3 protein-coding genes are annotated in these 2,787 nt (G+C 60.0%); all 3 read right to left on the reverse strand.

What is annotated here, in order from left to right; all coding sequences use genetic code 11:
- Positions 1 to 29 precede the first annotated feature (29 nt).
- The 3 genes from Q0721_RS11030 to Q0721_RS11040 all read right to left on the reverse strand — a co-directional run bounded on the left by Q0721_RS11030 (position 30) and on the right by Q0721_RS11040 (position 2,729).
- Positions 30 to 455 (reverse strand): hypothetical protein, encoded by a 426-nt coding sequence (locus Q0721_RS11030; protein WP_299029782.1) that lies wholly within the window; start codon positions 453 to 455, stop codon positions 30 to 32.
- Between the two features lie 62 nt (positions 456 to 517).
- Entirely contained in the window at positions 518 to 913 is a 396-nt protein-coding gene (locus Q0721_RS11035; RefSeq protein ID WP_299029785.1) for a phage tail assembly chaperone, read from the reverse strand.
- 1,159 nt (positions 914 to 2,072) lie between these two features.
- Positions 2,073 to 2,729 (reverse strand): hypothetical protein, encoded by a 657-nt coding sequence (locus tag Q0721_RS11040; RefSeq protein WP_299029788.1) that lies wholly within the window; start codon positions 2,727 to 2,729, stop codon positions 2,073 to 2,075.
- Positions 2,730 to 2,787: the final 58 nt, after the last annotated feature.

Below are 2,787 nucleotides of genomic sequence, written 5' to 3' on the forward strand. Positions count from 1 at the left end.
AGGTTGCTTAAGCCACGCTCATAGGTTGCTTAAGCCACGCTAATCCTCCACACCTCCACCCTCCCGTCCTCCACTCCACCACCCACCGCTTGGGCAGGGGCTTGAACCCACCCTCCCGCGGGATCTCCGGCACCTCCTCCCCCTCCCGCACCCAGACCCCCCGCACCCCCTGGTGGCGACGGAGGCCCCATCCGTGGTAGAAAACCTGCGCCGCATAAGCCCAGGCCACCCCCTGCGGCCCAAATGAGTTCTGAACGCACCTCCTGGGGCGAGATACCGATGATGAAAGCCCCGAACGTAAACCCCGCCACTCCTGCCCCTAATCCGCCCGCCGCTAGCCGGAGGATGCCGGGCCACCCCCGTGAGAGCAGGCGGGCGAGATGGGCCAACACCGCCATGAGGGCGGCCACCAGGAGGGCCGCCGGACCTTGAGGGTCGGGTTCTTGTACGGGCATAGTTGTTAGAAGATCGCCCCCGCCCACCCCCTTTGGGAGCGGCTGCGGGGGCTTTTGCGGCGCTAGGCGTCAGGAGGGGTGGGCCAGGGAATGTCCCCCGACAGCAGCTGCTCCTCTGTGAGGGTCTGCGGCAGATCCCGCAGGGCCTGCCGATATGCCCTCCACTCTGGCGGGACAGGCTCCCCGCGCTCCATTGCTCTGATAAACACCCAGTCGGTTTGTTGGAGACGTATATCGCGCTCCAGACGAAGTTGCCTAAGGGCAGCCTCTACTTTCTCCTGCTTTTCTTCCTCTGCAGATTTGAGGCCTATTGAACCGTTGCGCACAACCAGTTTCGTCGCATCTCTCAGCTCCAGCTGAGGGAACGTAACCACGCGTTCTCTGTACTCGGGCGGTACCAGTTCAAGCTCATCAGTGGCGCAAACGCTCCCGTCCTCGCTAATCCAGGCAAAAAGCATGCAACCCTCCCTTTGGTCAGAGGATTCTAAGAACTATCAACTTTCCAGCTACTGTCGGAGGAACGGAAAGGCTCCCTAAATAAGTCCAAGGAGTTGTATTGTTCCTCCAAATGGTTATGGATGGAGCCAACTGGATTAAGTTGTTATTGCTGCCTAACGGATGTTCCCCCGAAAATCTTAGGAAAAACCTACTCCCAGGGAGACCTGTGTGTAATAGCCCTATAGACGAACCATAGTAAGCAGATATCGGAAATCCTGAGCGATCTTCGGAAAAATATCCTGCCATAGAGGTTTCTCGGATAATGACAAATTGTTCGGAAAACTGTTGGCTATAAACGGTACCGTTTGGCCTGAGTGCAGACCAAACCACAGGCCAAGACCCACTAGACCAGACGGTTCCCCAGTTAACCTCCGAAATAACAAATATCCAGTACGCTCTGCCATTATTGGTAGCTATTCTTGTATGAACATCGGCTCCGTTACTTCCTCCGTTAAAGTTCACTACGGCCACTTCTCCAGGCCGTAGATCATAGTTCTGACCCGTTTGGTTGTAGTGGGCAATGGGGTCAACTGCCTGGGCGAAACCCCCTCCTTGTTGGCGTATCCACTGGCCCCAAGCGTTTGACCTAATCCGCCAGTAACTATATGGCTCCAACTCGGGGAGGAATCTTTGCACGATAGGACCGTCCAAAGAGCGCTCCACTATCAGAAGACCCGACTGACTATTGGCTGGTGGGACCCCGGAGCCCCCGCTGCCCCCAGGGGAAACCAGGTAATAACCGGCCTCAGTTAGCTGGTCCCAGTTCGCAGCACCAAAGGTGATGCCCCCCTGGCTCTTCGGGGCATGGTTTGCGGCTATCTTGGGCGCGGTGACTGAACCGTCGGGGTGGTCCAGGACCGGCGCAGTTTGGTGGCTATTCAGGCGGCCATGCAATCCCGCGAGGGTGTCAGGAAGGGCAGCGTCCCAGGGTAGCCCAAGGACTTCCCCTATGCGGTTTTTCAGGCGCTCAGTACGATTCAAGAGCCGCTGGAACAGCGTCCGCAGAGGCCCAATGTTCCTGGGTTCCCCCGGGAGGGGGACTTCAAACTGTGTATCCCACTGGTCTTGAGGGTTCAAGTTCTCCGGCATGCCATCCTCCTATACGACCTGGACATCCTCTTATACGACCTGGATAGGCTCAGGGTTCCACACCCCGCCGTCATCCCATGTACCTCCGTCGTCCCAGGCGTCAAAGGGACCAGCAATGTACCAGACCCGCCGCACCCGGGCATGGGCGGGCTTCACCTCCCGCAACAGGTTGGGGATGCGGCTGAGCTCCGTGGCAGCAAGCTGATAGTCCCAGGGAGTGTCGTCGTCCCAGCTTCCCACTCCATCGTCCCAGCGGTCGGTGGTATACGCGGCTATTTCCAGCCAAAGGTAAACCGAAAACTCGGCCCAGATGGCGGGGTCGTCGTGGTAGTGCTCCCAGATGGTGGCTCTGTAGCCCGCTACCCGTAGCCACAGGAGGACCCCGGGCAGGGTCCCGGCCTTCTCCCAAAACACCCGGGCCAGGCGGACACGTTCACGAAAGGCGTCCAGATACTCGCCGGGCAGGAGCCGCATCCCTCGGCCAAGGGCCAGCTCCCCCAAACCCTCCTTCGAGGCCGATTGGGGAAAGGTCTCGGCCAGGACGGCCAGTACCTCCTCCACAAGCTTCCCCTCCAGCCCTCCGAGCATGCGCACCAACCCGTCTGCCGCCCCGCCCTCCCGGGGGTAGCGGCCCGGGGGCAGAAGGGAAAGGAGGTGGCGGTAGGCGGCTTCCTGCAACGGGGTCATGCGGCCTCCACCTGAAGGTTGCCGGGGATTAGCAGGGCATCACGGGCCACGGGCACGG

Source organism: uncultured Thermanaerothrix sp. (genome assembly GCF_938028735.1).
Classification (GTDB): Bacteria; Chloroflexota; Anaerolineae; order Anaerolineales; family Anaerolineaceae; genus Thermanaerothrix.

Excerpts from the sequence above, each read along its gene's own strand:
- Q0721_RS11030 (WP_299029782.1), bottom strand. The coding sequence starts at position 455 with ATGCCCGTACAAGAACCCGACCCTCAAGGTCCGGCGGCCCTCCTGGTG.
- Q0721_RS11035 (WP_299029785.1), bottom strand. The coding sequence starts at position 913 with ATGCTTTTTGCCTGGATTAGCGAGGACGGGAGCGTTTGCGCCACTGAT.
- Q0721_RS11040 (WP_299029788.1), bottom strand. The coding sequence starts at position 2,729 with ATGACCCCGTTGCAGGAAGCCGCCTACCGCCACCTCCTTTCCCTTCTG.